The following is a 24,160-nucleotide window of genomic DNA, read 5'->3' on the forward strand; positions in this document are numbered from 1 at the left end:
CTCCGGAAACGGGGCCGGCTTTTTTCGTTAGTATCCCGTTACACTTAGCCTCACCGCTTCTGCCCGTGAAATACGCTCTGCTTCTTTCCCTGCTGTTTACCTGGGCCGCTGGCGCGCTCCATGCCAACCCGCGCCGCGACTTCGCCACCCAGTACCGGCCCGGGCGGCGCATTCTGGTGGACACCCGCCGGGAAGGCGACAGTGTGCGGGTGTACCTGCAGTTTCCGGACCGTAACCTCATTCGAAAAGGCTTCCCGCTGCACGTGGTAGCTTGGGCCAACTATGATGCCCGTCGCCCACTGTGGCAGGATACGGTGCGGCAGCTTCGCCGTCGGCTCCGGCAAGAGGGAGCAGCAGCGCACGTCGATTTTTGCCTCCCGCTTAGCCGCCTGCGCCCCGGCCAGGTGTTGAGTATGGCTATTGGCCCGGCCGAGGAAGCCCTGAGTGGTGACGCGGCCTGGCTAGAATTGCGACCCGAATATCTAAACCGCTCGTTTATCCTTACTGACTCCCTTGGCCAGCCCCTCATGCGGCGGTATCTGCATGCTCGGGAGGTATTTGGGGTGAGCAATTTCGGTCCCAATCAGCGCCTGACGGTGTACCGCTACCCGCTCAGCTCACTGGCTGCAGCCCCGCCCATGGCCAGCAGCAGCGTACAAGGCACCCAGCCCCGCACCCTGGGTGTGCAGGATTCAGCGCAGTTTAAGGCTGATGGCCTATTAAAATTACCAGCAGGCCTATTTCTGCTGCGAGTGGGAGGCAGCCCGGTCAGGAGCGGTCTGCTGGTGGAGGAAAATCAGTTTCCGGAGCTGACTACGGCCGATGAGCTGATTGCCCCGCTAATTTACCTGACGACTTCTCAGGAGCGGCAGAAGCTGTTTGACGCGCCCGACCCCAAGAAAGCCGTGGATCAGTTCTGGCTGAAAGTGGCCGCCAGCAGTCAGCCGATTGCCCGCCAGCTTATCCGCACCTACTACGGCCGGGTGGCGGAGGCCAACCAACTATTTTCGGCTCACAAGGCGGGCTGGCTGACTGACCGAGGGCTACTGTATTTGGTAATGGGGCCGCCGGAAAGCGTGTACCGGGAGGCGGGCACCGAGCGGTGGGTGTACCGCAGCAACGTGGAGCGGAGCGGTACCTTCATCTTCCGCGCTAAACCCAGTACCTTTGCCCCTGATAACTACGAACTGGTGCGCCGCCCCGAGTACGAACAACTCTGGTATGCCGCCGTGGAGCAATGGAGAAAAGGACAAACCGCCCGCCCCGGCCGCTAACGGAGCGCCGCCAATTTTACGATGCCGATAACCGCCCCGTGCCAACCCGCCGCCCCGCTGCCGGGCGCGACGGTGAAGGCCGCCCCGAAGGCGGGCGTTTTGAGGGTAGCCGCTCCGAAGGCGGCCGCGCCGATAAAAGCCAGTACCACCGCCCGCCCCAGGACCGCAGCATCGACATGATTTTTGGGCTGCGGCCCATTCTGGAGGCGCTGAATGCGGGCCGCACGCTGGACAAGATTTTCCTGCTGCGCGGCACCAAAAACTCCATGACCCAGGACATTACGGCGCTGGCCAAAACGGCCAACATACCCGTATCGATGGTCCCCATTGAGAAGCTCGACAACATCACCCGCAAAAACCACCAGGGCGCCGTAGCCTTCGTGTCGCCCATCGACTACATGCCACTGGACAGTATTCTGGCCGGCTTGTACGAGGAAGGTAAAACGCCGCTGCTGCTGGTGCTGGACCGCGTGACGGACGTGCGCAACTTCGGCTCCATTGCCCGCAACGCCGAGTGTATGGGCGTGCACGCCATTGTGGTACCCAGCCGCGGCGCTGCCCAAATAAACGGCGACGCCCTGAAGACCTCGGCAGGTGCGCTTAATTTGATTCCAGTGTGTCGAGAGCCTAATTTAAAGGATACCCTCACCTTCCTCCGCGAATCGGGCGTACAGGTGGTGGCCTGCACCGAAAAATCGGATGCCAGCCTAGAAGCCGAAACCGTAGACCTGACCGGCCCCCTGGCCGTGCTGATGGGTTCCGAGGAGGACGGCATCAGCACCGAGTACCTGAAGCTAGCCGACCACAAATTGCGCATCCCCATGGCCGGGCAAATCAGCTCCCTCAACGTGAGCGTGGCCAGCGGTATTATGCTCTACGAAGTGCTACGCCAGCGTCTGCGGGCCGGGAAGTAAATGTGGTAGAATGCGAAACGTGTGCTGTAAGTGGAAGCAAGATTCCCACCTTCAGCACACGTTTCGCATTCTACCACATTTGCTAGTTATAGCCCACTCCTTTTTTCGACTTCACATCAGCCACAAAGTCCTTCACGCGCTGCTCCTCGGTGCGTTTGCAGATGAGCAGTACGTTGTCGTACTCGGCCACGATGTAGCCTTCCAGCCCCTGCACCACTACCAGACGCTCCGAGGGAGTTTTGATAACGCACTCCTTGGTATCGTAGAGCAGGGCGTTGCCATCCACCACGTTTTCGTCAGCGTCGTGGTGGCCCATGCGATGCAGGGAGTCCCAGGTACCCAAGTCGCTCCAGCCGAAATCGGCGGGCAGCACGTACACGTTATCGGCTTTTTCCATCACCCCATAGTCGATACTGATGTTGCGGCAGTGGCTGTAGGCGCGGGCAATGAAGGCCTCTTCCTGGGGTGTACCTAGCTGCCCTTCGCCCTCATCAAACACCTCGGCAATGTCCGATAGGTACTGGTGGAAGGCTTTGATGATGGCATCGGCCCGCCACACAAACAGGCCGGAGTTCCACAGGAAGTCGCCACTGGCCACAAACATCTTTGCCAGCTCCAGATTAGGCTTCTCAGTGAAGGTTTTCACTTTCCGCAGGCTGCTCGGGAAAGTACCGTCCTCGTGGCCGGGCATCACTTTTACGTCCTGCGGCCGTACTACTTCATCCAAAAACTGAATGTACCCGTAGCCCGTGTCGGGGCGCGAGGGCTGAATGCCCAGCGTAATCAGCACGTCGTGGGTACGGGCTCCGTGCAGGGCCGTGCGAATTGCCTCCCGAAAATTCTCCTCGTGCATCACGGCGTGGTCGGCGGGCGTTACCACAATCACGGCTTCCGGGTCGCGCTGCGCAATGCGGTAGCTGGCGTAAGCAATGCAGGGAGCTGTGTTTCGCCCAATTGGCTCTCCCAGAATCTGGTCGGCATGCAGTTCAGGCAGGTGCTGATGCACTAAATCCATGTAGTCCCGGTTGGTTACCACAAACACATTTTCCAGCGGGCAAATACCCCGAAACCGGTCGACGGTGAGTTGCAACATGGAGCGCCCCATCCCCAGAACGTCGTGAAACTGCTTAGGATGATGCGTACGGCTGAAAGGCCAGAAGCGGCTGCCAATACCGCCCGCCATTACCACGAGATACGTGTGTTGTTCCATTGGTGCCGGAGCCGAAGCTCCCAATTGGAGAGAGAAAGAGAGTAGAACAGGTGCCGGACAGTAGCTACACACTTGTATTACTACTGTATCCAAGGTACGGAAGTAGAACTTACTATCTACTTACTACAGCAAGTATAGCAAAATTCTATTTTATAGTATAATTCTAGTAAATACTTTAATTAAATCATTACACCAATCCTTCACGCAACAAATCATGCAGATGGATAAAGCCGCTGAACTGCCCATTTTCCAGCACCACCAACTGTGTGATATTGCGCTGCTGCATCCGGGCCAGAGCCTCCACGGCAAAATCATCAACCTCGATGGTTACGGGTGAGGGCGTGAGAATATCCCGGGCCCGTACGTTCTCCAGCCGACCTTCGTAGTTGGTCAGCATGCGGCGCAGGTCACCATCGGTGATGATACCCACCAGTTCTCCGCCCTCGGTTAATACAGCCGTGGCCCCGAGGCGCTTGCCCGATATTTCCAGGATAATATCCTTGAGCGGAGCGGTATCGGGTACCCGGGGCTGTTGGTTCTGGCGGCTCAGGTCGCCTACTTTCAGGTAAAGCTGCTTACCCAGGGTACCGCCGGGGTGCAGGCGGGCAAAATCCTGGCGCGTGAACTCCCGGCTCTCCAGCAGGCACACGGCCAAGGCATCGCCCAAGGCCAGGGCGGCGGTGGTGCTGGTAGTAGGGGCCAGGTTGTTGGGGCAGGCTTCGCGCTCCACGGGGGCATGCAGCACGTAGTCGGCCTGCACGGCCAGGTAGGAGTCGGCATTGCTGACCAGCGCGGCCAGCGGCACGCCTTTGCGCTTGAGCAACGGCACCAGCACCTTTATTTCGGGCGTATCGCCGGATTTGCTGATGGCAATAACAAAATCCCCGGGCTGAATCATGCCTAGGTCGCCGTGAATAGCGTCGGCGGCGTGCATAAACAGGGCGGGCGTGCCGGTGGAGTTGAAGGTAGCCACCATTTTGCCCGCAATGTGGGCACTCTTGCCGATGCCCGTTACCACTACCCGGCCGCGTAAAGTGAGGATTGCCTCTACGCATTGTGCAAAATCGGAGGTGCGGCTAATAGCCTCGGCTACCCCCATAATTGCCTCAGCTTCTTGCTGAAGCACTTTTTTTGCAAGATTGTTGAGTTCGTTCTGCGGTTTCAATCTAAATTTGATATTGTATTTCGGGAGCTGGGCAGTAGCAGCAACATTTGGGCAAGTCCGAATTCTTTCGCTTAACGCCTTGGCACCGAATACCTAAAATCCCTAGATTGAAGGAGCAACACTGTGTGCTGCTGCGCCAATCTGCCAACCAACTGAGTAAGTGAGGATGTCCATGCCAGCCGTGAAACAACAAGTGCAGCAAGAGGCTGATTTGAAAGGCAAGTTAAAGGAAGTTTTTGGGTACGGTCAGTTCCGCGGCGTGCAGGAGGACATCATCCAGAACGTAATAGCCGGCAACAATACCTTCGTAATTATGCCCACCGGGGCCGGTAAGAGCCTGTGTTACCAGCTCCCCGCCCTTGTACTGCCCGGCACGGCCATCGTCATTTCGCCCCTCATTGCCCTGATGAAAAATCAGGTGGACCAGCTCAACGCTTTCGGAGTAAATGCCCAGTTTCTGAACTCGACCCTGTCGAAATCGGAAATGAATAAGGTGAAGAAGGACGTGATTAGCGGCGACGTGAAGCTGCTGTACGTGGCCCCCGAAAGCCTGACCAAGGACGAAACCATTGAGTTTTTGAACAAGGCCGTCATCAGCTTCGTGGCTATTGACGAGGCCCACTGTATTTCGGAGTGGGGCCACGACTTCCGGCCCGAGTACCGCAAAATCCGCAGCATCATTGATGGGCTGGGCGTGCAGGTGCCCATTATTGCCCTCACGGCCACGGCCACGCCCAAGGTGCAGCAGGACATCCAGAAAAACCTGCAGATGGATGAGGCCTCGGTATTCAAAACCTCTTTCAACCGCACCAACCTGTACTACGAAGTACGGCCCAAGCACAACACCAAAAAACAGCTGATCCAGTATGTGAAGCAGCGCAAGGGCCAGGCCGGCATTGTGTACTGCCTCTCGCGGAAGAAGGTGGAAGAAATTGCCGAGCTGCTGAAGGTGAACGACGTGCGGGCCCTGCCCTACCACGCCGGCCTCGACCCCCACGTGCGCATGGCCAATCAGGATGCCTTCCTGAACGAAGACGCCGACGTGATTGTGGCTACCATTGCTTTTGGGATGGGGATTGACAAGCCCGACGTGCGCTTCGTGATTCACTACGATACGCCCAAGAGCATTGAGGGCTACTACCAGGAAACCGGCCGCGGCGGCCGCGACGGCCTGGAGGGCGACTGCCTGATGTTCTACAGCTACGACGACATCGTGAAGCTGGAGAAGTTCAACAAGGATAAGCCCGTAACGGAGCGTGACAACTCCAAGCTGCTGCTGCAGGAAATGGCCAATTACGCCGACTCGGCCGTGTGCCGGCGCAAGCAGTTGCTGCACTACTTCGGCGAGCATTTCGAGAAGGACTGCGGCTTCTGCGACAACTGCAAGCACCCCAAAGAGCGGTTCGAGGCCAAGAACGAGGTGGTAATGGCCCTGAAGGCCGTGGTGCAGACCGACGAGCGGTTTGGCCTCGACCACATTGGCACCGTGCTCATGGGCATGAACAACCCCCACGTGGAGAGCTACGGCCACGACAAGCTACCCGTGTATGGGCAGGGCAAAGACCACGACGCGCAGTTCTGGCACTCCCTGCTCCGCCAAAGCTTGCTCAACGGCTTCCTGGAGAAGGATATCGAAAACTTTGGCGTAATTAAGATTACGGCGAAGGGCATTGACTTCATTGAAAACCCGCATTCCATCAAGCTCACCAAGGACCATAACTACGAGGAAGAGGTGAAAGAAGAACAGGAACAGGAAGAAGTGCAGCAGGCCGCCGGCCACGATGAGGCGCTATTTGAGATGCTGAAGGCGCTCCGTAAAAAGGTGGCGCAGCAAAAGAACCTCCCGCCCTACGTGCTGTTTCAGGACCCCTCGCTGAAGGAAATGGCTACGACGTTCCCCACCAAAATGGAGGATTTGTCGCACGTATCGGGCGTGGGCCAGGGCAAGGCGCTGAAGTTTGGCGCGCCCTTCCTGGACCTGATCAAGAAGTACGTGGAGGACAACGACATCATGACGGCCGCCGACGTGGTGGTAAAATCGGCCGTCAACAAGTCGAAAATCAAAATCTACATCATCCAGCAGATTGACAAGAAGATGGACCTAGAGGAAATTGCTTCCTCCAAGGGCATTGATATGCGGGAGCTGATGGAAGAAATTGAGCATATCTGCTACTCGGGCACCAAGCTCAACCTCGACTACTACATCAACGAAGTGTTGGACGAGGAGCGGCAGGATGAAATCTATGATTACTTCATGCAGGCCCAGACCGACAACATTGCCGTGGCCCTCAAGGAACTCGGCACCGACGACTACACGGAGGAGGACCTGCGCCTGATGCGCATCAAGTTCCTCAGTGAAGTAGCCAATTAGAAATTGTAGAACTAAGCCAGAAAGAGCTGAGAGCTTAGACTGATGTTACAACGTCAGTCTAAGCTCTCAGCTCTTTCTGGCTTAGTTCTACTTCTTCACAGCCACAAGTGGTACACGTGCTCCTCGTGGATGCGCTCAAAGCCTTCCCTCTCGTAGAAGCGGCAGGCGCCTTCGTTGTCAAGTTGGGTAGTTACCTGCACCTCCGGGAGCTGCCAGGCGTGGGCGTAATAAAACGCGGCATCCACGAGGTGCTTGCCAATGCCCTGACTTCGGTACTGCTCCTGCACTGCCAGCAGGCCTATATTGAGGTGAGTGGTTTGGTAGCCTAACGTGACAAGCCCCAGAGCCTCCCGCTCCTGCACGGGCTGGTAAATCAGGACTTGCCTGGCCGTTTGGCCCGATACGCTGCTCCGAATCCAGTGCTCGTAGAGCCGCTCATACACGCCAGCCTGAAATACGGGGTCGACGCGGAAACGGGAGTGGTGGCCGCTCTGCCGGGCTAGCTCCAGCAGGCGGGGCGTCAGCTCATCGGTGGGCAGCATATCAGCCGATATGCTGGGGGGTACGGCTGGTACAGACCGCGCAAAGCGGGCTTTGCGGTCAGTGAGCTTAATGCCCAGGGCCTGGGCGCTGGCCGCCGATACAGTATCTGTGGGCTCAACAAACCAATACACCAGCCGCCAGCCTTCCTCCCGGGCCAGCTGAATTACCTCGCGCAGTTGAGCCTCCGTAAAGCGCCGGCCTTTCAGCCGCCCTACCGGAAACCCAAAAAACTGAGTATCCCAGGGCAGTGACTGAACGCCGTATTCCATTAGCAGTGACATAGTGCGGGAGTGGGTAGCCGTAAATGAGAAACCGCCTACGACTGCCAGTCATAGACGGTTCATCAATCCAATTACGGAAAAAGACAATTAATTAGCAATATTCTTCAAAAGCACCTTGCAGATTATTTACAATCCGCATCAGGTCGTTGCCTTCGATGTGGTGCCGCTCAATCATGTGCACCAGTTCGCCGTCTTTGAAGAGAGCAATGCAGGGGCTGCTGGGCGGATATGGCAGCATGTGCTCCCGGGCCTTGGCTACAGCTTCGGTTTCCATACCGGCAAACACGGTTACCAGCTTAGCGGGCTTTTTTTCGGAGCTGGAAACGGCCATTTTAAGGGCCGGACGAGCCTTGGCGGCGGCGCAACCGCACACCGAGTTAACGGCAACCAGCACAGTGCCGCTCTGTTCATTGAGGACGGTATCAACCTCCTCGGGGGTCATCAGTTGCTCGAAACCGGCCTCAACGAGGTCCTGACGAATCGGGGCTACCATGTATTCGGGATACGTGGCCATAGGTGAAAGCTAGGCTTTAAGATGAACTACTGCCGGGGCCCAATGCCCAACGGCCGTACAAAATTACGCAACCTTGGCCGTACTGCCTTGGTTGGCGTATAGAACCCGCGGGGTGAGGCAGAAGTTTAGTAGACGACCTTTTTTTAACCCGGTCAGACGGGCTGCTGTATGACGTACGCCGATTTTCTTATTTCCCAAACCCAGCCGGAACCGCCAACTGGCCTCTCCCCTATTCTGGAAGCCCTGTGGTATGCCGGCCGCGACGAGTGGCACCGGGCCCACAACATTGCCCAGGATAATGAGCACGACGCCTTGCACAACTGGCTGCACGCCTTTCTGCACCGCCAGGAAGGCGACGCGGGCAATGCGGCCTACTGGTACCGGCGGGCCAACCGCCCCGTATTCACCGGCTCGTTACGGCGCGAGTGGGAAGAAATGGTGCGGACGCAGCTTCCGGCGTGAGTCGCCTCAGGCTTATTCTAGGATAGGGCAACTTTGTGCATAGGTTCCTACATCTTCTCTAAGTCGTATAGTTTTTCTTGCTTTAATTCAATATAATTACATATAAAACATCTAGTTAGCGCGTATTCCACAAATAAAATTACATTTACCCCACGCCTTACCATGCCGTGGGATATGATGAACAAGCTATATTCATGCACAATTGCCCTGCTACTGGCGGCAGCCACCGCGCAGGCGCAGGTAGATACCGTGCGGGCCTCCACCCTGCCGCCCGCTCAGCTGGCCGAGAAGCTGTATAACAGTGGGGTAGCCAAATTCAACCAGAAGAGCTACCGGGCAGCCCTGCAGGATTTCGATAAGGCCTTGGCCGCCAAGCCCGATTTTGCCAAAGCGTATTACAACCGCGCTGCCGTGCGCTACGAGCTGAAGGAATACCCTACGGCCGTGCAGGACTACGACCAGGCCATCAAGCTCGACCCCAACACCTTCACCTCCTACTTCGGCAGGGCCCAGGCCCGGGAGGCATTGAAGCAGTCCACCGAGGCAGAGCAGGACTACGGTAAAGCCGCCGAGCTGAAGGCTGATTATGCCCCCGCCTGGTATTACCGCGGGGCCCTACGTTTCGAAAAAGCCGATTACCAGGCAGCCAAGGCTGATTTTGACGCCGCCATTAAGGCCGACCCGGCCTACGCCTATGCCTGGCACGACCGGGGCAGCGCCCAGCGCCAGCTGGGCAACCTGCCCGCCGCCATTCAGGATTACACCCAGGCCCTAAAGCTGCAGCCCGAACTGCTGCCGGCCTTGCTGAACCGCGCCGCCACCCGCCGCCGCGCCGGCGACCTGAAAGGTGCGTTGCAGGATTACAACGACTACCTGCGCCAGAAGCAGGACAACGCCCTGGCCTACACCAACCGCGGCAGCACCCGCTACGAGCAAGGCGACTACAAAGGGGCCGTGGACGACCTGACCAAAGCCATTGAATTGGATGGGCAGTACGCTTTTGCCTGGAACAACCGTGCCGCCGCCTACCTCAAGCTGGAAGATTACAAAAAGGCCGAAGCCGACGCCAGCAAGGCTATCGGTCTGAACGCGCAGTACGCCGAGGCCTACCTGAACCGGGGCCACGCCCGCGAAATGCTGCGCAACCCTGACGCCGCCTGCCAGGACTGGCGCAAGGCCGCCGAGCTGGGTCTGGAAGTGGGCAATACCCACGCCGCCAACTCCGGCTGCGGGTCGGCGGAAAAGGAGTAATTAATGAAATAGAATGTCATGCTAAGCGCAGCCGAAGCATCTCTACCGCTTTGTTGCATTGCCATTAATTGCTCAGAGGTAGAGATGCTTCGACTTCGCCTCCGGCTTCGCTCAGCATGACGCTCCTCCACAACGCTTCGCAAATCATCATGTATAAGTACCTACTCGCCTTCCTGTTGCTGTTCAGTGCCCCGGCCGTGGTGCTGGCCCAGAACGTAGAGTTCAGCAAAGACCAGTTCGGCAACGATAAGGACGGCTTGAAGGCGGCCCTCAAGGAAATCAAGCTCGGGGACGAGATGTACGACCTGGACCCGGCCCGCTACGAGCAGGCCCTGCCTCACTATCTGGCCGCCCAGAAGTTCAACCCCAACAACGCCCAGCTCAACTACAAAATCGGCGACAGTTACCTACACTCCGGCTTCAAGCCCCGGGCCCTGGAGTACCTGCAGAAAGCCTACCAGCTCAACCCCGACGTGGACCCGCGCATCCATTACGCCCTGGGTCGGGGCCTGCACCTGAACGGCAAGTGGGACGAGGCCATTGCCGAGTATAAGCGCGCCACGCCGGCTTCCGGCTCCAAAAACACCGCCAGCTTCACCCAGGATATCCAGAAGAAGATTCGGGAGTGCGAAAACGGCCGTAAGCTGGCCGCTAAGCCCAGCCGCGTATTCATTGATAACGCCGGACCGGGCGTAAACTCGCCTTACCCGGAGTATGGCCCTGTTATTACGGCCGACGAATCGGTGATTCTGTTTACCTCGCGCCGGCCGGGCTCGACCGGGGAGCAGAAGGACCCCGAAACGGGTGGCTTCATGGAAGATATTTACACCAGCACCCGCACCACCAAAGGCAACTGGGTGGACGCCCGCAACCTGGGCGAAGGTGTAAACACCGACGGCCACGATGCCACCGTGGGCCTCTCGCCCGATGGCCAGCGCCTGCTGGTGTACATGGAGGACAACGGCGGCGACCTGCACGAGGCCAACCTGCGCGGGGCCGAGTGGCGCAAGCCCCAGAAGCTAGGCTCGCGCATCAACAGCAAGTACCACGAGTCGTCGGCGGCCTACACGCCGGATGGACGCACGCTGTACTTCGTGAGTGACAAGGAAGGTGGCCTGGGCGGGCGCGACATTTACAAGATTGAAATAGAAGGCCGCGGCCCGGCCCAGAACCTGGGCTCCGTCATCAACACCCAGTACGGGGAGGAAGGCGTGTTTCTGCACCCCGATGGCAAGACGATGTACTTCTCCTCAGAGGGCCATAACTCCATGGGCGGGTACGACATCTTCAAATCGGTGTATGAAAACGGCAAATGGAGCGCCCCGGAAAACCTGGGCTGGCCCATCAACACGCCCGATGATGACGTGTTTTTTGTAATATCCGCCTCGGGCCGGCACGGGTACTACTCCTCGTTCCGGGAAGACGGGCTGGGCTCCAAGGACATTTACCAGATTACCTTCCTCGGGCCCGAAAAGCCGCCCGTCCTCAGCAAGGAAGACCAGCTGCTGGCATCTCGCATTCAGCCGGTGAAGGAAACAATGGTAGCCCCGCCAGTGGCCATTGTGGCGGCCCAGGTAACCATTCTGAAAGGTGTGGTGACGGATGAGGCCAGTAAGCAGCCCATTGAGGCCACCATTGATGTGGTGGACAACTCCCTGAACCAAACCATTGCCTCCTTCCAGAGCAACGCGCAGTCGGGCCGCTACCTGGTGTCGTTGCCCTCGGGCGTGAACTACGGCATTGTGGTGCGCAAGGATGGCTACCTGTTCCACTCCGAAAACTTCGATTTGCCGGCCGGCGCGGCCTACTCGGAAGTGGTGAAGGATATTGCCCTTAAGAAGCTGGACGTGGGCGTGAAAGTGGTGCTCAACAACATCTTCTTCGACTTCGACAAGGCTACGCTGCGCAAGGAAAGCACCAACGAGCTGGAGCGCTTGCAGAAGCTGCTAACCGATACGCCCGCCCTACGCCTCGAAATTTCGGGCCACACCGACAATGTGGGTAAAGCCGAATACAACAAAGACCTCTCCCAGCGCCGTGCCAAAGCCGTGGTAGACTACCTCGTGGCCAAAGGCATCGACAAGGGCCGCCTGACCTTCGCCGGCTACGGCGACACCCAGCCGGTGGCCTCCAACGCGTCTAAAGCCGGCCGCCAGCTCAACCGCCGCACCGAGTTTAAGGTGACAGGCAAGTAGATTCCAGTACCATGTTCCCGCAGAGGACGCGGTGAGTAGCGCAGAAGGCGCAGAGTCGTTCAACGGACTCTGCGCCTTCTGCGCTACTCACCGTGTCCTCTGCGGGCTAAAAACCCAACTGAACGTCTCCAGACAAGCTTCCACCGAGGAATTCTGCAACAGCCGAGCAGCTCCCCTATCTTGCTCCTTGTGATACGCCGCCTGCTGCTCTTGTTCTGCCTGTTTGCGCACCTCGCCACTGCTCAGCCCCTGCCCCAGCGGCAGTTTCTGAAGCAGTTTGGAGCCGCTGAGGGGTTGCCGCAACCGTTCATCTACGCCCTGGCCCAAGACCGCGCCGGTTACCTCTGGATTGGCACTGCCGAGGGCTTGGTGCGGTTTGATGGCACTACATTCCAGACGTTTACTACCCACGAAGGGCTTGCTGAGGATTTTGTAACCCGGCTATCTGTTGACGCACGCACCGGGCAGTTGTGGGTGGCCCATTATCAGGGAGGAGTATCGGTAAGCCAGGGCAGCCGCTTCCGGCGCGCCATCACTGCCGAGGGCAAACAGGTCCGCTTCAAAGGCCTACCCACACCCGATACAGCCACTATTGGCCGCTTCCGCCGCCGCTACCACCCAGCTCTTCCAACTGACGCCATTATCAGCCAGGTGCTCCGCGACGCGGAGGGCACCTACTGGATCGGCACTACGGGCCTGGGCCTGTGGCGGCTGACGGACGCGCACCTGAGCTTCTCACCAACCCCGACACAGCTGACGGCTTTAGCCGGACGAGGTGCTCTTATAGCAACTGGAACTGCCGATGGACAGATAGGCCGTTTGTTGTTCACTACCAATGGATTATCATTGCTCTCTTGGTCTGAGCTAAAACGTGGTTCTGTTACAGCATTACTCCCTATTAGTAATTGGGGCCTAGCAGGTACTGAAGGGAATGGGGTATATCCTTGTGCGTTAGTAGCCACGGATGCAGATGCTCCGGATTTAGCACATTTGCCCGCTGACCTGCATGTCACTACCCTGACTCTGGATGAAGCAAATGACAATTTCTTTCTCGGCATTCGGAGTTTTTGGGTAGGCACTATTGGCGAAGGTGCTTTTCACGTGACTGGCCGGCAGGTCCGCCACTACAACACTACCAACGGATTACCTCACAACGACGTGTACGCCATACTGCCCGACCGGCAGGGCCGGGTGTGGTTTGCTACCCACGGCACCGGTCTGGCCGTGCTGGAAAATGGGCGCTTCACCATCCACCGCCTTATCCCGGGCGGCGTGGATGCCACCGCCCTGGCCCAGGATGCCGCCGGCCGCGTCTGGATTGGAACTGAGGGCGACGGACTGTTCTGCTACGCCAATGGCCGGTTCCGGCAGTTCACCACCCGAAACAGCGGGCTGGCCAGCAACTATTGTTACAGCCTGCAGCCCACGCCAGCCGGTTTAGTAGTGGGGCACCGTAACAGCCTCTCACTAGGCCACGGCTCGACTTTCACCCCGCTTTCTACTCCTGACAACCCGATTATCCGGGACCTGCTGCCCAACGCCGTAGCCCAACTCCCTCCCGCCGATTCGGCCGTTCTACTAGCCTCTCGGAGTGGGTTGGTACGGGTACAGTTATCGGGAAAACAGACTGCCTGTACCTCACCTATTACGCTCACCAGCGTTGAAGTCGATGGCATACGTCAGCCAGCTACCTCTCTGCCGGAGCTGTCGGCCCGGCCGCACCGGGTTACGTGGTTGTTCCGGGTAGCTAGTCTTGCTCCAGCCGGCACTTGGCAGTACCAGTACCGCCTGCGGGGTTTCCACGACTCCTGGAGCCGACCAACCACTGCAGGCGAAGCGGATTTTCCCCGCCTGGATGCCGGTCACTACATACTGGAAGTACGTGCCCGTCGTGGTAATGAAAGTGCTTGGTCGCAGCCAGTTACCACCCATTTCAGCATTGCTACGCCGTTTTGGCGCACGGGGTGGTTTGCAGCGCTGGCTGCGGCAACGGGTATTGGGCTGGCCTACGCCGCCGTGCGGGCCCGCACCGCCACCCTACGCCGCCAGAAGCTACAGCTGGAAACCACCGTGCGGGAGCGAACTACGGAGCTACGCCACCAGAAGGCCGAAATTGAGCAGATTAACGCCGATTTGGTAGTAGCGCGGGACGCAGCCGAGGCTTCGCGCCGAGCCAAAGCCCAGTTCCTAGCTAACATGAGCCACGAAATCCGCACGCCCATGAATGCGGTAATCGGCCTCACCCACCTGTTGCGCAACACGCCCGTAACCGGCGAACAGAATGAGTATCTGGAGGCCATCCAGTCCTCGTCGCAGAACCTGCTGGTTATCATCAACGACATTCTGGACTCCTCCAAAATTGAGGCCGGCAAGCTCACCCTGGAGCAAGCGCCCTTCCGGCTGCCGGAGCTGGTGGAGCGGGTGGCGCGCATGTTCCAGTTTGCCACCGAAGCAAAGGGCCTGCACCTGCGTACCGAGGTGGCTCCCAATGTACCCGCCGCCATTCTCGGCGACTCCGTGCGGCTCAACCAGGTACTGGTGAACTTGGTGGGCAACGCCGTGAAATTCACGACCCAGGGCGGTGTCACAATTCGGGTCAGTTTGATGCCCGCCCCCGAACCCGACGGACCTGACAGGCTGCGCTTCGGCATTTCGGACACCGGTATTGGCATTGCCCCCGACAAGCTGGACGCCATTTTTGAAGATTTCTCCCAGGCCAACACCAGCACCACCCGGCAGTTTGGCGGCACGGGCCTGGGCCTGAGTATTGCTCGCAACCTAGTGCAGTTGCACGGCGGCCGGTTGTGGGTGGAAAGTCAGGAAGGCCAAGGCTCCACATTCTGGTTTGATATTCCCAGCCACCCCGCCGATGCGGCTACCGTGCCCGCCGAAGCCAGCACCACCCTGGCCCCCTTCGAGCCGGCACTGCGCGTGCTGGTGGCTGAAGACAACGACCTCAACCAGCTGGTAGCCCGCAAAACCCTGGAGGCCTGGAATGTGCAGGTAACCATTGCCGCCAACGGCCGCCTGGCCGTGGAAGCCGCCCAGCAGCAGGACTTTGACGCCGTGCTGCTGGATGTGCAGATGCCCGAAATGGACGGCTACGAAGCCGCCCGCCAGCTACGAAGCCTGTTCCCCAATGCCCACCGGCTGCCCCTCATCGGTCTTACCGCTTCTGCTCTGCCCGAGGACCGCGCCCTGGCCCTGGAAGCCGGCATGAACGATACCCTGGCCAAGCCCTTCGACCCGGCGGTACTACACGCCCGACTGGCCCACTTCACGGGCCGGGCCACGGGTGCTGCCACGCCGCCCTCGATTCCAGCCCGAACCACACCACCGCCCTCCACAGCCACTCAGCCCAACTGGGACCTGCTCGAGGAGCTGGCGGCCGGCAATGACGGCTTCATCCGGCAGATTGTGCAAACTTTTCTGAGCCAGGCGCCCGCGCTGGCCGCGCAGTTGCAGCAGCTGCCTCCCGGGCCCGAGTTGGCTGCCATAGCCCATAAGCTCAAAGGCCAGGCCGCCTACTTCGGCGTTGATACCCTCACGGATGAGCTGGAATACGTGGAACTTCACGCCCGGCAAGAGGTGCCGCCTAATGACTTACCCGATAAGATAGTGAGCATCGGGCACTTGCTCTCCTCCCTGCACCCGTATCTGCAGGCTCGCCTAACGGAGGCTCAACCGTAGTAAATTAGCTTTTCCCGGGTTGATGTGTAGCTTTGTTGCTATGGCCGAATCTTCTACCCCGCTGCGTTGCCTGGTTGTTGACGACGATCCGCTGGCTATTCAGATTGTTGAAAACTGCATCAGCAACACGCCGTTTCTGCAGCACGCCGCCAGCTGCGAAAATGCCATTGCCGCCGCCGAAGTGCTTCGGCAACAGCCGGTAGATGTTCTGTTTCTGGACGTAGAAATGCCCCTGATGTCGGGCCTGGATTTGCTGCGTACTCTGCAAGATCCGCCTCTGGTAGTGCTTATCACCAGCAAAAAAGGCTACGCCGTGGAGGCATTCGAGTACGATGTCCTCGACTACATCGTGAAGCCCATCAGCTACGCCCGCTTTCTGAAGGCCGCGCAAAAAGCCCTAGAAACCGTAGAAGCCCGTTCGGCCCCTTCGCCCGACGCCATTGCGGCCCCCTCTAACCCGGAATTCACGTTTGTGAAAGTGGATAGCCGCCTGGTGAAAGTCCTGTTTGATGACGTGCGCTACGTGGAGGCCCTCGGCGACTACGTGCACATTGTTACGGGCCAGAGCAAGCTAATTGTGTACAGCACCATGCGGGCGGTGGAGGAAAAATTTCCACCGGCGCTGTTTGTCCGCGTGCACCGCTCCTTCATCGTCAACCTCAAGCGGGTGCAGACGATTGAGGACAATACCATCATCATCGACAACAAGCACATTCCTATCGGGCAAACCTACCTGCGGGAAGTGTTTCAGCGCCTGAACAAGTTCTAAGTTCGCCATTTTGCTTTGTATGCCAGTACGCGGCGCAGTACGTTTTCTTCTGCTCTTCGGCTTATGGTGCGGGCTGCTGGGCACACAACGGGCCGCTGCCCAGGAAGCCGGCGACACGCTCAGCGCTGCTTGCCCCCTGCCCCGCGTGCTGGAAATGTGCGTGGAGCTGGATGCCCGCCGCGCCATTGACCCCGATGCTGGCCCCCTCACGTTTCGGTGGGATATGGGGGACGGCACCCAACTCACCGGGCCGGTAATTCAGCACTGCTACCAGGCCCGCAAGGCGTATACCATTCAGTTGGACGTGGTAGAGGAAGCCACCGGCGAAGTGCGCACTGCCGAAAAGCTCATTCCCGTTGATTTTACCAAAGAAATCGTGCTCAACTTCCGCGCGGTGGACAGTGTGCGCGTAGGTCAGCCCATCACCTTCGATGCTCTGGATTCTCAGTTGCCCTTGTGCGAGAATGTAGTGGTGCTCTGGGATTTTCGGGATGGATACGTGACCAACGGGCGGCAGGTACAGCACGCTTTCCGCCGCCCCGGCCAGTACGCCGTGCGCATGAGCCTGCGCGGCAACGGCCCCGATGCCTGCCCCAGCAGCCACTGCGTAAGCCGAACGGTGGTAGTAGTTCCGTAGCGCCGTGGCCCTCTGTCCTACAATTGTGTGTTCTGGTCTGGCTATTCCGGCTGTTCAACGGATTCCTGCCAGTTCTAGCCCCAGGCATGCTATTTTCGACGTCACGTTGGCTGGCCAACCAAGTCAGCTTTTTGCCGCCTCAAACCCAGGCGGCTTCTGCCCTCTCCCCTCAACCGCTGTATGAAACACTTGTATCTCCTCGTGCTGGCTGGTTTTTGCCTGCTGGCTCACCCGCACGCTCGTGCCCAGGAAGCTTCTCCGGCATTCAAAACCGAAGCCCTGACGGCTACCCGTCAGCTCGCCGCTTTCGTCTCCCTTGATGATGCCCGGCAGCTGCCCGTTCGGAAGCTTACGCAGGCCCGGCTTGCGCAGGAAGCCGAAGTGCGGCAGCAATACACCAATGACGCCGATATGCAGCAGAAAAAATTGGCGGCCATCGGGCAGGAATATACCGCTCAGCTGCAGCAGATTCTGTCGCCGGCTCAATACCAGCGCTACGTAGCGGCCGCTCCGGGTGTCCTGCCGCCCTCAGTGGCGGCCGTATTACTCCCGCAACCGGCTCCTGTGGCCGTTACCCACGCTGCCACGGTTACCAAACCAGCCGAGGCCAAACCCAAGGCTCCTGTGGCTCGCAAGCCCGCCGCCTCTCCCACAAAAGCTGCGGTACGCCGGTAGCGTAGCTTTTACCTTTTACCACCGCATAGCCCGCCACCCGGTACTTTCTCTGCTTGATTATCTTACAGGAAGAGTACCGGGTGACGGGCTGCATGGCTATGTGCGGTTCCGCTCGGCTTGCTCAGCAGCGGCCAGATCAACTTGCTGTTGCCGCAGAATACCCAGCGTCAGCTCCCACAAATCCTCGTAGGGAATAATTTCGATTTCGCCGTACGCCTCGCCGGGCTGTGGAGCCGCCCGTAGTCGTTCCAGCAGTGGCGCGGCCTTCTTCTCGCAGGCAGCCAGTACAAAGTGCTCTTTCACCGTCATCAGCAGCATCCGGAAAAACAGCTGGCTCCGGAGCGTGGCTGGGTCACGGAGGTGGCGCTGCTCATACTTCCGCAGGCCTTCCAGGCGGGCTAGCAACCCTTCGATGTCACGATGGCGCAAAAAGTATAGAAACTGCAGAATCAGGATTGCTACGTTATAGCCTTGCTTATCGCGGCTGTAATCGGGCACTTTCTGCGCAAACTGGGCAAAGTAGCGCATCTTAAGCGGCGACTGTTCCGGCCGCACAAACTGCACGTACGCCTCATACAGCTCCCACCGCTGCTGAGCCGCCACGCGCTGCTTGCGGTAGTATGGGTTTTTACGGGCCTGCTGCAGCAGTTCCAGCGCCTGCCCATACTGCTTGGCGTATAAGGCCAGCATCAGGTAGGTTTCCAGAAAATAAAACCAGTTGCCCGAGGAATAGTGAAAATCCTTGAAATATTCTTCTGCCAGCCGCAAGCCCTGTTCCGCCTTGCGGCAGCGCAGGTGAGCGTACACGCTCATGTAGTTGTTAAAGCGCTTATCAAAGCGCTTTTCGTTGACTTTGCCTTCTTTGCGCGCTTTTTCGGTAGCTGCTGTTATATTGATAACCTCCTCATAATTCCCAACCAGCTCTTCCTTCGTCATCCGGATAAAGTACAGAAAGTGAAATGTATTGTGACTTTTCACTTTTTTGTGCAACTGCTCCAGCTGTGCTTCGTAAACCGGCATCTGTGTCAGCAGGAATTTGCGCGAACGAACCTTGCTGTTGATCGTCATCTTAATGTCGGTATACAGCGTCTCCGCCTTCTCTTCCAGCGCCAGCTTTTCCTGGTATTTCTGCAGCTGCTTCACAATGTGCTTGTACTTGGCGGGCTGCCGCATCTCGGCGTAAAGATTCCGTAAAATGCGGGCTCCCAGCATGCTGTACGCAGTAAATTCCGCCGAATCGGCTACCCGGATAAACTTGCGAAACAGCTTTTCGGCCATGCTATACTCGCCCTCCCCGGCCAGAATTTTGGCTTGGTGCAACAGCCCCAGGCACTGCTGCTCGTAGCGCCGGGAGGCAATATGACGCGGGTCCGTCTGGTCCAGGAAGTAGAGGTGGTTCAGTAGCTTCTGCTGCACCCGCGACTTTAGCTTTCGATACGTGGCCTGCGTCCGCGCATCGGTTTTGCCGTATAGGTTTTTCACCAGCTGCAGTTGCGTAATGGCCGGTGAGTTATCGAGCAACCGAACTAATTGCAGATCTTTTTGCGACGAGTTTTTATCCGAAAAATCCAGAAAGGGAAGAACAGCTTGTCGCCGATCTGTCACAATTCTCACAAGAGTTGTCAGTTCTTCCATAGCAAGTATTTCATTATCGGTATCTGGAAGCAAGATATCAAAATAACAGCCCCCGATTTTTCATGTCACAATTTTGGCAAGCTATGCCTTTACTAGTTGCCTTATGCTCCTGAACCTTTGTAGAGGTAAAAATGTGCCTTATTCAGACCTCTGATGTCACAAAATCAGGGTAAAATGTCCGTAATTACTACTTCATAATTTCAATATTCTGGCCTTTAAGCGCACTTAGCGCAATACTCGCCAGTGAAAACGCAACCTGAATTCAGGTCACGTTTACGCGCTCTGTTTCCTTTACGGGGACTGGTTTGGACTCCACATTTGTGTCATTCAATCAACTGACACACAAATATTTCCAAGCCATGTTAGAGCTCATCACCATCGCCCTGTTTCAGTTCGCTAGCTTCACGTCGTTCTCCGGTGATGCCACCCCCGCTTCCAACGGCACGACCGTTTCCTGCACAGATGAGCACGGTACCAATGGCTGGGGTGACGGCCACCTTACGGACGAGCACGGCACCAACGGCTGGGGCGACGGCCACCTCACGAATGACCACGGCACCAATGGCTGGGGTGACGGCCATTAAGCCACTCTAGCCTCGGTAACTGTAAAACGTGGTAACTTGCCCAGACTCACGTCTTACGCGGTTACCCGTTCATGAAGCAGCTCTATAGCGGACTACTTCTGGTGATGCTGGGGGGCTTGCTGCACGCCTGCACCTCCCCCTCTTCACCTTCTACCACTGGCACCGTTCGCATCCGCTGGGCCCGGGACCCCGAGAACCTCGACCCCTTTGTAGTGGGTAACCCCAGCGCCTACGAAGTGGCTAACCTGACGCACTGCAGCCTGCTGATGGGCCGCGAATCAGTGCACGATTTCGTGCCCTGGCTGGCAGAAGACTTCCCAACGGTAGACCGCAGCAATGACTCGCTGCTGCTGATCAGCTACCGAATCCGTCCGGAGGCTACCTGGGACAACGGCGCGCCCGTGCTAGCCCAGGATGTGGCTCTGACGCTGAAGACGATGTACTGCGCTGGCCTTCCCACTGAAGGCGCGCAGGCCATGGTTGGCTTTATTCGGGATATTCGGCTGGATGCTGCTGATGCCCGCCGGTTTACGCTGGTGTGCGCTGGTAAATCGCCAGAACATATCCGCTCTTCGGGAGATTTTTCGGTGCTGCCGGAATATATACTGGACCCCAAGGGCTCGTTGCGCCGCACCTCCCTGGCTACCGTGCGGCTGCAACCAAGGCTGCCGGCTATGCAAGCCTTGAGCCAGCGCTACTTGGCCCTGCAGGTGGCCCGCTACCCGGCCCGCTTGCCGGGCTGCGGCCCTTACCGGCTCACGGCCTGGCAAAATGGGCGCTACCTCACGCTCACCCGCAAGAAAAGATGGTGGGCCGATGGCCTGACGGCAGTTCCGCCGCAGTTGCAGGCTTACCCAGCTACGCTTACCTATCAGATTATTCCGGATGCGGCTACGGCCACGCTGGCGTTGCGCCGGGGCGAGGTGGATGTATACTCGCTGATGCCGCCCGCCGAATTTGCCCGCCTGCAACAGTCCGAGACTGACCGGCAGCGGCTGAATTTTTACACGGCCGACTCATACGAGTTCCTCGCCGCCAGCTTTAACGTGCAGCGACCCTTGTTCCGGGATGCCATCACCCGCCGGGCGCTGAGCCTTCTTTTTGATGTACCCGCTTTGATTAAAGCCACGCAGCAGAATGAGGCGCTACCGAGTGCGGGCCTTATCAGCCCGCTCATGCACCCTTACTACAACGACAGCCTGCCGCTGCCCGCTTTCAACCCCGCTCAGGCTACCAAACTCCTGCAGCAGGCGGGCTGGCAGCGCCAGGCCACTGGCCGCTGGGTGCGGGCGAGTGCGGGCGGCACCAAGCAGACGTTGCGCTTCGGCGTAAGCTACCGGGCGGGCGAACCAACTTTTGAAACCGTGGCCCTGCAGTTTCAGGCGGCCGCGGAGGCCTTGGGCATTGAGGTGGAGTTGCGCCCCACCGAACAGTCGGTGCTCAGCAATCAATTGCGGGCAGGCACCACCGATATGTCCATACGCAACTTGGCGGGCAACCCCTTCTCTTATGATTTCACCCCGGTACTTCACTCTCAGTGGGTTGGCGTAACCAATACCACGCGGTATGCATCACCGGTTACGGACCGCCTGATTGAGCAGATTACCAGCACGGAGGACACGGCACTGAAAACCCGCTTATTGCGCAAATTTCAGCGCATTATGGCGGCGGAAGTACCATTCCGGGTGCTGTATTTTCTGCGGTATAGAGTGGCGGCATCCAAGCGGCTGCAGGTGCCCGTTACCGGTATTAAACCAGGATACGAAGCGGCCCGGATTCGGCCGGCGGCTTCTTCACGCTAGCCGGTATGCACTGCAGCATGCTATTACGGCACCTACTCCGAACAATTGGCACGGCCGCCCTCACACTGTCGGTGCTGTTCTTGCTGAGCCACGCTGCTATTGAGCCCACCACCCTGCTGCAGAACACGCTGGACAGTTCGGCCCGGCCCGGTAACGAGGCCCAGCTTCCGGGCGTTATGGCGCAGTTGCTGCACCGCTACGGGCTGGATGCTCCGCTGTTTTACGTGGGCTGGCAACAGGGGCAAGGCTGGCAATGGCACGGTTTACACAATCAATACCATACCTGGCTAACCCAACTAGTGCACGGGAACCTGGGCTACTCGTACCGCGCCGACGCCCCCGTGACCGAGCTGATGGCCCAAGCGCTCCGGTACACACTGCCCCTTACCCTGTTGGCGGCCACCTTGAGCGTGCTGCTGGCACTGAGCGCCACCATGGCCGTGGGCTTCCGGCCGGTGGCCCGGCGCTGGTTTTTGCGGGTTGCGCACGTGCTGCAAGGCCTGCCCCTCTTTCTATTGGCCCTTGGGCTGCTGTTGCTACTGGCCAACCCCGATGCTTTTGATTGGTTTCCGGCGTTTGGCTTGGGCCCGGATGATGTCTCCGCCAGCTCCCCTGTGCAGTTACTGTATCACTTGGCGTTGCCCACGGCAAGCTTGGTACTCGGCAGTTTTCCCGGCTTGGCTATTCAACTGGATGGCGCCCTGCAACAAGAGCTAACCCGGCCATACATAGCCACCGCCCGAGCCAAAGGCGCGTCCGCCAACCGGGTAATATGGCAACACGCACTGCGCAATGCCTTGCTGCCGGTGGTCACGCTCCTCACCGATTTGCTGCCCGCCATTGTGGCCGGCGCAGTGGTAGTAGAGGTGGTATTTGCCTTACCCGGCATGGGCCGCCTGATTACCGATGCGGCGGTAAACCAGGATATACCCGTGCTCCTAGGCACCGTAGGGTTAGTTGCCGTAGTACGCCTCCTGTCCCAGCTCGCGGCAGATGTGCTTTATCCGGTTCTTGACCCACGCTTGCGCTCCGCAGCATGAGGTACTACCACCTATTTCAGCGGCACTGGCTCGCAACGGGCTGGCTGAGCCTCGTGTTACTGGCAGCTCTGTCGGCTCCCACTGCGCACGTAGTGCCGGATTTGCAGCACGTGAATGCCTCCTCTTTTCAGCCGCCGCACTGGCTGGGCACTACTCCGCAGGGCCTGGACGTAGCCAAAAGCCTGTGGCAAGGGGCCCGTACGGTAGTCACGGTGAGCGTTCCAGCGGCGTTGCTTACCCTACTGCTCGGGGCTGGTTTGGGCGGCGCAGCCGGGTTTTGGGGCGATACGCGCCTACGAGTTGCTCGGGGGCCGCTGGGGGTTGCGGTGCTTGGTTTGCTAGCCGCCATTGTGAGTATTCCCTACAGCTACAACATGGCTTTTAGCTGCCTATGTGTAGCGGTACTGGCGGTGGCGGTGGGAGCATGGCAAGCAGCCCGGTCACGCTCCACCTCATGGGCCCTGCCCATCGACAGCCTAGTATTGGGGTTGATTTCAGTATTAAACTCGGTGCCGCTGCTGGTGCTGGTAGTGGCTGTGGCGGCCGTACAGCGCCCTTCCGTGGCGGGTGTGGTGGCATTGCTTAGTGGTACCTGCTGGCCCACTCCCGCCCGCCTGGCACGAGCCACCACCTTGCAAATCAATCATTTGACTTACGTAGAAGCCGCCCGCAGCAGTGGTATTTCCGTCTCTCGGCTACTGTGGCACCATATTGGCCCCAATGCCTTACCGGTGCTGTTGGTTCGTTTTCCTTCTACCGTGGCCGTGCTTATTAGCCTGGAAACCACGCTGTCTTTCCTCGGAATCGGCTTGCCGCCACACATGCCCAGTTGGGGTAGGTTACTGGCAGCAGTGCGGCAAGCCCCTGCTGATTGGTGGCTATTACTCTGGCCAGGGCTAGCTGTTGTGCTTACCATTCTAAGCCTGCACCGGCTCGTATCCAGCAAATCGGCCTAGTAAATGACCAATGTTGATGTCACAATTTTCTAATAAAACGCACCTCTACATAAGCTCGTTTATGCCTTATTACTTTCAATAATCTGATTACTAAGCGAAATAGGACTAAGCAGAAGTTCCCACCTTATTTAAGCACTATAATTTCCTTCGTAATCAAAGGTCACATTTATAACAAAACTGTCCTTTACAACA

At 58.3% G+C, this 24,160-nt stretch carries 19 protein-coding genes; 14 read left to right on the forward strand and 5 right to left on the reverse strand.

Annotation, left to right across the window (positions count from 1 at the left end; genetic code table 11):
- Positions 1-65 precede the first annotated feature (65 nt).
- On the forward strand, positions 66-1,274 hold the full coding sequence (locus tag LF252_RS23045) for a GWxTD domain-containing protein (protein ID WP_226270024.1): 1,209 nt from the start codon (positions 66-68) through the stop codon (positions 1,272-1,274).
- Positions 1,238-2,188 carry a 23S rRNA (guanosine(2251)-2'-O)-methyltransferase RlmB gene (rlmB, locus tag LF252_RS13015; protein ID WP_317197856.1) on the forward strand — a complete coding sequence of 317 codons (951 nt, stop codon included), beginning with the start codon at positions 1,238-1,240 and terminating at the stop codon, positions 2,186-2,188. Before LF252_RS23045 ends, rlmB begins: the two co-directional genes overlap by 37 nt.
- An 82-nt stretch (positions 2,189-2,270) precedes the next feature.
- On the opposite strand, the gene LF252_RS13020 is transcribed toward rlmB, so the two are convergent.
- Together LF252_RS13020 and LF252_RS13025 are read right to left on the reverse strand one after the other, a co-directional pair.
- Positions 2,271-3,398, reverse strand: a complete 1,128-nt coding sequence (locus LF252_RS13020; protein ID WP_226270025.1) for a mannose-1-phosphate guanylyltransferase — start codon at positions 3,396-3,398, stop codon at positions 2,271-2,273.
- Between the two features lie 187 nt (positions 3,399-3,585).
- Positions 3,586-4,563, reverse strand: coding sequence for a KpsF/GutQ family sugar-phosphate isomerase (locus LF252_RS13025; protein WP_394370405.1), 978 nt, complete (start codon positions 4,561-4,563; stop codon positions 3,586-3,588).
- Between the two features lie 172 nt (positions 4,564-4,735).
- Here LF252_RS13025 and recQ point away from each other — a divergent pair, with 172 nt between their 5' ends.
- Positions 4,736-6,934 (forward strand): DNA helicase RecQ, encoded by a 2,199-nt coding sequence (gene recQ, locus LF252_RS13030; protein ID WP_394370411.1) that lies wholly within the window; start codon positions 4,736-4,738, stop codon positions 6,932-6,934.
- Between the two features lie 95 nt (positions 6,935-7,029).
- Here the strand turns inward: recQ and LF252_RS13035 are convergent, their stop codons facing one another.
- Both LF252_RS13035 and LF252_RS13040 read right to left on the reverse strand, forming a co-directional pair.
- Positions 7,030-7,758: a GNAT family N-acetyltransferase gene (locus LF252_RS13035; protein ID WP_226270027.1), complete on the reverse strand. Its 729-nt coding sequence runs from the start codon at positions 7,756-7,758 to the stop codon at positions 7,030-7,032.
- Between the two features lie 91 nt (positions 7,759-7,849).
- Positions 7,850-8,272 (reverse strand): BrxA/BrxB family bacilliredoxin, encoded by a 423-nt coding sequence (locus tag LF252_RS13040; protein ID WP_226270028.1) that lies wholly within the window; start codon positions 8,270-8,272, stop codon positions 7,850-7,852.
- A gap of 168 nt (positions 8,273-8,440) precedes the next feature.
- Here LF252_RS13040 and LF252_RS13045 point away from each other — a divergent pair, with 168 nt between their 5' ends.
- From LF252_RS13045 to LF252_RS13075, 7 genes are all read left to right on the forward strand, one after another.
- Positions 8,441-8,734 (forward strand): hypothetical protein, encoded by a 294-nt coding sequence (locus tag LF252_RS13045; RefSeq protein WP_226270029.1) that lies wholly within the window; start codon positions 8,441-8,443, stop codon positions 8,732-8,734.
- 174 nt (positions 8,735-8,908) lie between these two features.
- The gene (locus LF252_RS13050) at positions 8,909-9,985 is read left to right on the forward strand and encodes a tetratricopeptide repeat protein (protein ID WP_226270030.1); all 1,077 of its coding nucleotides are present in this window, start codon (positions 8,909-8,911) and stop codon (positions 9,983-9,985) included.
- 116 nt (positions 9,986-10,101) lie between these two features.
- Positions 10,102-12,180 (forward strand): OmpA family protein, encoded by a 2,079-nt coding sequence (locus LF252_RS13055; protein WP_226270031.1) that lies wholly within the window; start codon positions 10,102-10,104, stop codon positions 12,178-12,180.
- Positions 12,181-12,369: 189 nt separating this feature from the next.
- Positions 12,370-15,870, forward strand: coding sequence for a hybrid sensor histidine kinase/response regulator (locus LF252_RS13060; RefSeq protein WP_226270032.1), 3,501 nt, complete (start codon positions 12,370-12,372; stop codon positions 15,868-15,870).
- A 40-nt stretch (positions 15,871-15,910) separates the two neighbouring features.
- Positions 15,911-16,639 (forward strand): LytR/AlgR family response regulator transcription factor, encoded by a 729-nt coding sequence (locus LF252_RS13065; RefSeq protein WP_226270033.1) that lies wholly within the window; start codon positions 15,911-15,913, stop codon positions 16,637-16,639.
- Between the two features lie 19 nt (positions 16,640-16,658).
- A complete protein-coding gene (locus tag LF252_RS13070) occupies positions 16,659-17,276 on the forward strand; it encodes a PKD domain-containing protein (protein ID WP_226270034.1) in 618 nt (205 codons plus the stop codon).
- Between the two features lie 180 nt (positions 17,277-17,456).
- Positions 17,457-17,951 (forward strand): hypothetical protein, encoded by a 495-nt coding sequence (locus LF252_RS13075; RefSeq protein ID WP_226270035.1) that lies wholly within the window; start codon positions 17,457-17,459, stop codon positions 17,949-17,951.
- Positions 17,952-18,047: 96 nt separating this feature from the next.
- On the opposite strand, the gene LF252_RS13080 is transcribed toward LF252_RS13075, so the two are convergent.
- On the reverse strand, positions 18,048-19,556 hold the full coding sequence (locus tag LF252_RS13080) for a hypothetical protein (RefSeq protein WP_226270036.1): 1,509 nt from the start codon (positions 19,554-19,556) through the stop codon (positions 18,048-18,050).
- A 389-nt stretch (positions 19,557-19,945) separates the two neighbouring features.
- Between LF252_RS13080 and LF252_RS13085 the strand changes: the two genes are divergently transcribed.
- The 4 genes from LF252_RS13085 to LF252_RS13100 all read left to right on the forward strand — a co-directional run bounded on the left by LF252_RS13085 (position 19,946) and on the right by LF252_RS13100 (position 23,968).
- The gene (locus tag LF252_RS13085) at positions 19,946-20,170 is read left to right on the forward strand and encodes a hypothetical protein (protein ID WP_226270037.1); all 225 of its coding nucleotides are present in this window, start codon (positions 19,946-19,948) and stop codon (positions 20,168-20,170) included.
- Positions 20,171-20,241: 71 nt separating this feature from the next.
- Positions 20,242-21,972, forward strand: coding sequence for an ABC transporter substrate-binding protein (locus LF252_RS13090; RefSeq protein WP_226270038.1), 1,731 nt, complete (start codon positions 20,242-20,244; stop codon positions 21,970-21,972).
- 17 nt (positions 21,973-21,989) lie between these two features.
- A complete protein-coding gene (locus LF252_RS13095; RefSeq protein ID WP_226270039.1) occupies positions 21,990-23,012 on the forward strand; it encodes an ABC transporter permease in 1,023 nt (340 codons plus the stop codon).
- Positions 23,009-23,968: an ABC transporter permease gene (locus tag LF252_RS13100; protein ID WP_226270040.1), complete on the forward strand. Its 960-nt coding sequence runs from the start codon at positions 23,009-23,011 to the stop codon at positions 23,966-23,968. The genes LF252_RS13095 and LF252_RS13100 overlap by 4 nt, the downstream gene beginning before the upstream one ends.
- The last annotated feature ends 192 nt before the right edge of the window (positions 23,969-24,160 follow it).

The sequence above is a fragment of the Hymenobacter pini genome (assembly GCF_020421205.1).
Lineage (GTDB): Bacteria > Bacteroidota > Bacteroidia > Cytophagales > Hymenobacteraceae > Hymenobacter > Hymenobacter pini.

Coding starts and splice junctions, on each gene's coding strand:
- rlmB (WP_317197856.1), top strand. CDS start 1,238: ATGGAGAAAAGGACAAACCGCCCGCCCCGGCCGCTAACGGAGCGCCGC.
- LF252_RS13020 (WP_226270025.1), bottom strand. CDS start 3,398: ATGGAACAACACACGTATCTCGTGGTAATGGCGGGCGGTATTGGCAGC.
- recQ (WP_394370411.1), top strand. CDS start 4,736: ATGCCAGCCGTGAAACAACAAGTGCAGCAAGAGGCTGATTTGAAAGGC.
- LF252_RS13035 (WP_226270027.1), bottom strand. CDS start 7,758: ATGTCACTGCTAATGGAATACGGCGTTCAGTCACTGCCCTGGGATACT.
- LF252_RS13040 (WP_226270028.1), bottom strand. CDS start 8,272: ATGGCCACGTATCCCGAATACATGGTAGCCCCGATTCGTCAGGACCTC.
- LF252_RS13045 (WP_226270029.1), top strand. CDS start 8,441: ATGACGTACGCCGATTTTCTTATTTCCCAAACCCAGCCGGAACCGCCA.
- LF252_RS13050 (WP_226270030.1), top strand. CDS start 8,909: ATGATGAACAAGCTATATTCATGCACAATTGCCCTGCTACTGGCGGCA.
- LF252_RS13055 (WP_226270031.1), top strand. CDS start 10,102: ATGACGCTCCTCCACAACGCTTCGCAAATCATCATGTATAAGTACCTA.
- LF252_RS13065 (WP_226270033.1), top strand. CDS start 15,911: ATGGCCGAATCTTCTACCCCGCTGCGTTGCCTGGTTGTTGACGACGAT.
- LF252_RS13070 (WP_226270034.1), top strand. CDS start 16,659: ATGCCAGTACGCGGCGCAGTACGTTTTCTTCTGCTCTTCGGCTTATGG.
- LF252_RS13075 (WP_226270035.1), top strand. CDS start 17,457: ATGAAACACTTGTATCTCCTCGTGCTGGCTGGTTTTTGCCTGCTGGCT.
- LF252_RS13085 (WP_226270037.1), top strand. CDS start 19,946: ATGTTAGAGCTCATCACCATCGCCCTGTTTCAGTTCGCTAGCTTCACG.
- LF252_RS13090 (WP_226270038.1), top strand. CDS start 20,242: ATGAAGCAGCTCTATAGCGGACTACTTCTGGTGATGCTGGGGGGCTTG.
- LF252_RS13095 (WP_226270039.1), top strand. CDS start 21,990: ATGCTATTACGGCACCTACTCCGAACAATTGGCACGGCCGCCCTCACA.
- LF252_RS13100 (WP_226270040.1), top strand. CDS start 23,009: ATGAGGTACTACCACCTATTTCAGCGGCACTGGCTCGCAACGGGCTGG.